Origin of the sequence: Azospirillum sp. B506 (assembly GCF_000333595.1) — a bacterium.
Lineage (GTDB): Bacteria > Pseudomonadota > Alphaproteobacteria > Azospirillales > Azospirillaceae > Azospirillum.
Genome location: NZ_BADK01000616.1, coordinates 34,814 through 40,875 on the forward strand (window position 1 = coordinate 34,814; position 6,062 = coordinate 40,875).

The 6,062-nt window shown below is 65.0% G+C and carries 5 protein-coding genes, 2 tRNA genes, 1 rRNA gene and 1 other annotated feature; of the genes, 7 read left to right on the forward strand and 1 reads right to left on the reverse strand.

Annotation, left to right across the window (positions count from 1 at the left end; genetic code table 11):
- Positions 1–32: 32 nt before the first annotated feature.
- Positions 33–332: a 50S ribosomal protein L28 gene (gene rpmB / locus I71_RS18420; protein ID WP_042696295.1), complete on the forward strand. Its 300-nt coding sequence runs from the start codon at positions 33–35 to the stop codon at positions 330–332.
- A gap of 242 nt (positions 333–574) precedes the next feature.
- Here the strand turns inward: rpmB and I71_RS18425 are convergent, their stop codons facing one another.
- Positions 575–1,165, reverse strand: a complete 591-nt coding sequence (locus I71_RS18425; RefSeq protein WP_042696296.1) for a regulatory protein RecX — start codon at positions 1,163–1,165, stop codon at positions 575–577.
- 122 nt (positions 1,166–1,287) lie between these two features.
- Between I71_RS18425 and I71_RS18430 the strand changes: the two genes are divergently transcribed.
- The 6 genes from I71_RS18430 to I71_RS18455 form a co-directional block, all read left to right on the forward strand.
- Positions 1,288–2,091: an ABC transporter permease gene (locus I71_RS18430; RefSeq protein ID WP_042696297.1), complete on the forward strand. Its 804-nt coding sequence runs from the start codon at positions 1,288–1,290 to the stop codon at positions 2,089–2,091.
- Positions 2,092–2,214: 123 nt separating this feature from the next.
- Complete coding sequence (locus I71_RS18435; RefSeq protein WP_042696304.1) at positions 2,215–3,387, forward strand: aspartate aminotransferase family protein; 1,173 nt, start codon at positions 2,215–2,217, stop codon at positions 3,385–3,387.
- The gene (argF, locus tag I71_RS18440) at positions 3,384–4,325 is read left to right on the forward strand and encodes an ornithine carbamoyltransferase (RefSeq protein WP_042696298.1); all 942 of its coding nucleotides are present in this window, start codon (positions 3,384–3,386) and stop codon (positions 4,323–4,325) included. Before I71_RS18435 ends, argF begins: the two co-directional genes overlap by 4 nt.
- 174 nt (positions 4,326–4,499) lie before the next feature.
- Positions 4,500–5,149: a sequence feature (16S ribosomal RNA rRNA prediction is too short), on the forward strand.
- A gap of 126 nt (positions 5,150–5,275) precedes the next feature.
- Positions 5,276–5,352: transfer RNA gene (locus I71_RS18445), tRNA-Ile, on the forward strand.
- A gap of 27 nt (positions 5,353–5,379) precedes the next feature.
- Positions 5,380–5,455, forward strand: a tRNA-Ala gene (locus I71_RS18450).
- A gap of 291 nt (positions 5,456–5,746) precedes the next feature.
- Positions 5,747–6,062, forward strand: a 23S ribosomal RNA gene (locus I71_RS18455); the annotation flags it as partial.

Genomic DNA, 6,062 nt, shown 5'->3' on the forward strand with positions numbered 1-6,062 from the left:
GGTTTCATTTGCTAAAATAAAGGATCAGTCCGATGGCACGTCGGTGCTCCGTGACCGGCAAGGGCACGCAGTTTGGCAACAACGTCAGCCACGCCAACAACAAGAATCGCCGCCGCTTCCAGCCGAACCTCCAGGAAACGTCGCTGCTGAGCGACAGCCTGGGGCAGCTGGTGCGTCTGCGCCTCTCGGTGAACGCGATCCGCTCGATCGAGCACAAGGGCGGCCTCGACGCCTTCCTGCTCGACGCGAAGGACGCCGTGCTGAGCCTCGACGCCCGTCGCATCAAGCGCCGGATCGCCAAGGCCCAGGAGAAGCAGCAGGTTGCGGCCTGATCGCTTCCCGGCATCTGGGGCGCGTTTGGTGTGCTGACGCGGGGCGCTTGCCGCTCCGCTGAAGAAGTTTAGGACGCGTACAGGACGATTCCGACTCCCGGTAAGAGAGCGGCGCGCGACATCCGAAAGGGTGCCGCGCGTTTCGTCGTTTCAGGGCCTGTCGCTTTAGGGGGTGAACGATGGAACATCTCCGAAAAGATGTTCCATGACGTTCCATTGTTCGCGCTCCATCGGCCGACGCCCTACTCCCCCAGCAGCGCGTCCGGGTCCTCGGCATCCACCACCCGCCGGGCGATCTCATAGCCGAAACCGGCCCGCCCCAGCGCCGCCATGTCCTTCTCTCGCTGCGCCGCGCGCTGGTCGGGCCGGCGGTACGGACCCAGCCGCCGCCGCTTCGCCAGGGCCAGCGCCGCCGTCAGATCGAGATCCGGCCCGACATCCTCGCGCAGGCTGTCCAACGCCTTGTCGGCCTCGTCGCGGCCGATGCCCTTGCCGGCCAGCTTCTGGGCGATCAGCCGGGTGGAGGCGCCGCGGCGGTGCAGGCTTTCGCTGCGCATGCGGGCATAGGTCTCGTCGTTCAGCAGGCCGCTGCGGACATAGCGGGCCAGCAGTTCGTCGATCCAGCGGGCGCCCTCTTCGCGGTCGGTGCCGTGGGCCTTGGCCGACAGGTCGACCTTGCGCATCAGCACCCGGCGCAGGTTGGCCGTTGAGCTGGCGAAGCGCTCCAGGTAATGCAGCGCCGCATTCTCCAGATACTGCGGCGTGACCGGCTTCGGCGGCTTTCCTGCCGGCGACCGGGCGGGGGGAACGGAACGCTTGTCGTCGGTGTTCATGGCAGTCCCTTCGGCGGCGGCGGTTGCCCGACGGGCAGGCCCCACGTACAGTCCGTGGCCTTGTACCGGCCGGTTCGCAACAGGCAGCCCGACAGGCAGCCCAACAGGCAGTTTGTGACGCGATGACCCTTCCCCTTCCTCCCATGCCGCGCAATGTCGGTTCCGTCAACTGGATCGGCCTGTGGACGCTCTACGCACGCGAGGTACGGCGCTTCATCAAGGTGCACCAGCAGACCGTCTGGGCGCCGGTGGTGACGACGCTGCTCTATTACGCGGTGTTCGCCCTGTCGCTGGGGGCGGCGGTGCGGATGGTCGGCCCGACGCCTTACCTGGAATTCCTGGCACCGGGCCTGATCATGATGGCGATGGTGCAGAATGCCTTCGCCAACACCTCCTCCTCCGTGGTGATCGCCAAGGTCCAGGGCAACATCGTCGACATCCTGATGCCGCCGCTGTCGCCGATGGAACTGGTCAGCGGCTTCGTCTTCGGCGGCATCACCCGTGGCGTCGTCGTCGGTCTGGTGACCGGCCTCGCCATCTGGGCGGTGATCCCGCTGCACATGCCGCACCCCGGCTTCGTCCTGTTCCATGCGGTGATGGCGTCGATGCTGCTGTCACTGCTGGGGCTGGTCGGCGGCGTCTGGTCGGAGAAGTTCGACAACATCGCCGCCGTCACCAACTTCGTGGTGACGCCGCTGTCCTTCCTGTCCGGCACCTTCTATTCGGTCGACACGCTGCCGCCGGTCTTCTGGTGGGTCGCCCATTTCGATCCGTTCTTCTACATGATCGACGGCTTCCGATACGGCTTCATCGGGGTGGCCGACGGGGCGCGCTGGCTGGGGGTCGCCGTGATGCTGGCGGTGAATGCCGGACTTTGGTGGCTGGCATGGCGCATGTTCAAGACGGGCTACAAGCTGAAGGCGTGAAGACTCTGCAATCGCCGCGCTTTTTCGCCCCTGTCCGTTGACAGAACCCATCAATCCCCGGATATTTGCCGTTCCCGGCGGTCAGGCATGGCCGCCGGATTTTCCATTTTGGAGACCAAAGCCGTGATCCCCGTCGTTATGCCCACATACGCCCGCGCCGATGTCGTGTTCGAGCGCGGTGAAGGTCCGTATCTGTACGCGACCGACGGGCGACGATTCCTGGATTTCGCCGCCGGCGTCGCGGTGAACGCCCTGGGTCACGCGCATCCCTATCTGGTCGAGAAGCTGACCGAGCAGGCGAAGAAGCTGTGGCACACCTCCAACCTGTTCCGGGTCGCCGGGCAGGAGAGCCTTGGCAAGCGCCTGACCGAGGTGACCTTCGCCGACACCGTGTTCTTCACCAACTCCGGTGCCGAGGCCTGGGAATGCGGCGCCAAGGCCGTCCGCAAGTACCATTATGACAGCGGCAACCCGCAGAAGAACCGCATCATCACCTTCGAGCAGGCCTTCCACGGCCGCACGCTGGGCGCCATCTCGGCCGCCAAGCAGGAGAAGCTGATTCACGGCTTCGACCCGCTGCTGGACGGCTTCGATCAGGTGCCGTTCGGCGACCTCGACGCCGTGCGCGCCGCGATCACGCCGCAGACCGGCGGCATCTGCGTCGAGCCGATCCAGGGTGAGGGCGGCATCCGCGCCGGCTCGGTGGAGTTCCTGCGCGGCCTGCGCACCCTGTGCGACGAGCATGGCCTGCTGCTGTTCCTGGACGAGATCCAGTGCGGCATGGGCCGCACCGGCAAGCTGTTCGCCCATGAATGGGCCGGCATCACCCCGGACGTCATGTGCGTCGCCAAGGGCATCGGCGGCGGCTTCCCGCTCGGCGCCTGCCTTGCGACCGAGCGTGCGGCGTCGGGCATGACGGCCGGCACCCATGGCTCGACCTATGGCGGCAACCCGCTGGCGACCGCCGTCGGCAACGCCGTGCTGGACGTCATGCTGGCGCCGGGCTTCCTGGACGAGGTGCAGACGATCTCGGCCTACGCACGCGGCCGCCTGGAGGAGCTGATCGCCAGGCATCCGTCGCTGTTCCTGGAGCTGCGCGGCCAGGGCCTGATGCTGGGCCTCAAGCTGGGCCAGCCGGTGGGCGAGGTGGTGGCGAAGCTGCGCGCCAACGGCCTGCTGGCGGTTCCGGCCGGCGACAATGTGGTGCGGCTGCTGCCGCCGCTGAACATCGGCGAAGCCGAAGTGAATGAAGCCGTCGCGATCCTCGACCGGACGGCGCAGGAGTGCGTGGGATGAGCGGCGACAATAGCAGCGTTCGGCATTTTCTCGACATCGACCGGATGGACGGCGCCACCCTGCGCCGCCTGCTCGACCATGCCGTCCGCATCAAGGCCGACCTGAAGAAGGACCGGCTGGCCCATTCCACCCTGCTGGCCGGCCGCTCGCTGGCCCTGATCTTCGAGAAGCCCTCGACCCGCACCCGCGTGTCGTTCGAGGTCGGCATGCAGCAGTTCGGCGGCAAGGTCGTGGTGCTGAAGCCCGACGACATGCAGCTCGGCCGCGGCGAGACCATCGGCGACACCGCCCGCGTGCTGTCGCGCTTCGTCGATGCGGTGATGGTCCGCACCACCGGCGAGGAGCGGGTGCATGAGCTGGCGGCCCATGCCAGCATCCCGATCATCAACGGCCTGACCGACCAGACCCACCCCTGCCAGATCATGGCCGACCTGATGACCTTCGAGGAGCATCGCGGTCCGATCGGCGGCCGGACCATCGCCTGGATCGGCGACTGCAACAACGTCGCGGTCAGCTGGGCCCATGCCGCCGTCCGCTTCGGCTTCGAGCTGCGTCTGGCCTGCCCGACCGTCTACGGCCCGTCGCCGGAGTTGCTGGCCTGGGCGGAGCGCGAGGGCAACGGCCGTCTGGTCGTCACCGACAGCCCGGAAGAGGCGGTGCGCGGGGCCGAATGCGTCATCACCGACGCCTGGGCCTCCATGCACAACACCGACGTGGACGAGCGTGCGGCGATCCTCGCCCCCTATCAGGTGAACGAGGCGCTGATGGCGCATGCGCATCCCGAGGCGCTGTTCATGCACTGCCTGCCGGCCCACCGGAACGAGGAAGTGACCGACGGCGTGATCGACGGCCGCCATTCGGTGGTCTGGGACGAGGCGGAAAACCGCCTGCACGCCCAGAAGGCCATCCTCGGCTGGTGCATGGGCGTGCTGGACTGACGCTCGGCACCCGATACCGCCTGTCATGCTCCGATTTGGCCCTCTCCCACCCCGGGGGAGGGCCAAACTCGCATGGGTGCCCTGCCGGTCTTGATTCGGCCCCTCCGCACCCCGATCTTCGGCCCTACGCCTGCATCACCGGTCTCTGTCTTAAGGCGCATTAAGCATTCCGCCTGGGGAGTACGGCCGCAAGGTTAAAACTCAAAGGAATTGACGGGGGCCCGCACAAGCGGTGGAGCATGTGGTTTAATTCGAAGCAACGCGCAGAACCTTACCAACCCTTGACATGTCCACTATGGGCTTCAGAGATGAGGTCCTTCGGTTCGGCCGGGTGGAACACAGGTGCTGCATGGCTGTCGTCAGCTCGTGTCGTGAGATGTTGGGTTAAGTCCCGCAACGAGCGCAACCCCTACCGTCAGTTGCCATCATTCAGTTGGGCACTCTGGTGGAACCGCCGGTGACAAGCCGGAGGAAGGCGGGGATGACGTCAAGTCCTCATGGCCCTTATGGGTTGGGCTACACACGTGCTACAATGGCGGTGACAGTGGGAAGCGAAGTCGCGAGATGGAGCCAATCCCCAAAAGCCGTCTCAGTTCGGATTGCACTCTGCAACTCGAGTGCATGAAGTTGGAATCGCTAGTAATCGCGGATCAGCACGCCGCGGTGAATACGTTCCCGGGCCTTGTACACACCGCCCGTCACACCATGGGAGTTGGCTTTACCCGAAGGTGGTGCGCTAACCCGCAAGGGAGGCAGCCAACCACGGTAAGGTCAGCGACTGGGGTGAAGTCGTAACAAGGTAGCCGTAGGGGAACCTGCGGCTGGATCACCTCCTTTCTAAGGAAGCCGACCTCGACGGTCCGGCACCTTCAAGTCCAGCGGACATCTCTGCCGCCGCCGGCGCATCCCTTCTCACGGTTCTCGACGTGCTCCCATGATGGGGCACGGACGGGCTAGTAGCTCAGTTGGTTAGAGCGCGCGCTTGATAAGCGTGAGGTCGGAGGTTCAAATCCTCCCTGGCCCACCATGTTTAGCGATCGTGCGTTTGCCGATCGGGGGCATAGCTCAGTTGGGAGAGCGCCTGCTTTGCAAGCAGGAGGTCGTCGGTTCGATCCCGTCTGCCTCCACCAGTTTCCTGGTGTTGAGCGTGGAAGATCGGCCGCCCGATTTTGAGGACCGTTGGAAGGAACCACAACACGGCAACGTGAACAGCAACGAGCGCGCAGCGCTCGTTGCTGTGTCCCGCAAGGGACGGGATCATGGACAAGTGAAGATGAAGTGCAAGTGACCGAGGACGCTCCTCGGCCGGGCCACAAGCCTGGCTGGGAGTAGCATCGAACGGCGGAAACAGTTGGCCCTGTCGGTCAACTCGCGAGCAGGCTTGTTCCTGCGCGTGGCGCAAGTGTTTTCGTTGGAGTTGAGATCAAGCGTCTGAAGGGCATCTGGTGGATGCCTTGGCACTGAGAGGCGATGAAGGACGTAGCACGTTGCGATAAGCTTCGGGGAGCCGCGAGCAGGCTTTGATCCGAGGATTTCCGAATGGGGAAACCCACCGCTTCGGCGGTATCCCGTACTGAATTCATAGGTACGGGAAGCGAACCCGGCGAACTGAAACATCTAAGTAGCCGGAGGAAAGGACATCAACCGAGACTCCGCTAGTAGTGGCGAGCGAACGCGGACCAGGCCAGTGATTGCTTCTACATAACCGGAACCGTCTGGAAAGTCGGGCCATAGCGG

Coding starts and splice junctions, on each gene's coding strand:
- rpmB (WP_042696295.1), top strand. CDS start 33: ATGGCACGTCGGTGCTCCGTGACCGGCAAGGGCACGCAGTTTGGCAAC.
- argF (WP_042696298.1), top strand. CDS start 3,384: ATGAGCGGCGACAATAGCAGCGTTCGGCATTTTCTCGACATCGACCGG.
- I71_RS18430 (WP_042696297.1), top strand. CDS start 1,288: ATGACCCTTCCCCTTCCTCCCATGCCGCGCAATGTCGGTTCCGTCAAC.
- I71_RS18425 (WP_042696296.1), bottom strand. CDS start 1,165: ATGAACACCGACGACAAGCGTTCCGTTCCCCCCGCCCGGTCGCCGGCA.